This window comes from Hydrogenoanaerobacterium saccharovorans (genome assembly GCF_016901815.1).
GTDB classification, from domain to species: Bacteria; Bacillota; Clostridia; order Oscillospirales; family Ruminococcaceae; genus Avimicrobium; species Avimicrobium caecorum.
In genome coordinates, this window is sequence record NZ_JACSNR010000059.1 from 1 (window position 1) to 230 (window position 230).

At 50.4% G+C, this 230-nt stretch carries 1 rRNA gene; it reads left to right on the forward strand.

From position 1 onward, the window contains the following. A 23S ribosomal RNA gene (locus H9X81_RS11665) occupies positions 1-230 on the forward strand; the annotation flags it as partial.

The following is a 230-nucleotide window of genomic DNA, read 5'->3' on the forward strand; positions in this document are numbered from 1 at the left end:
ATGTTGGCTTAGAAGCAGCCACTCATTTAAAGAGTGCGTAATAGCTCACTGGTCGAGTGACTCTGCGCCGAAAATGTAACGGGGCTAAACATGACACCGAAGCTTGGGAACCCGCAAGGGTTGGTAGGGGAGCGTTGTGTACGGGGTGAAACATGAGCGGAAGCGCGTGTGGACTGTACAGAAGTGAGAATGCCGGAATGAGTAGCGCGATTTATGTGAGAATCATAAAG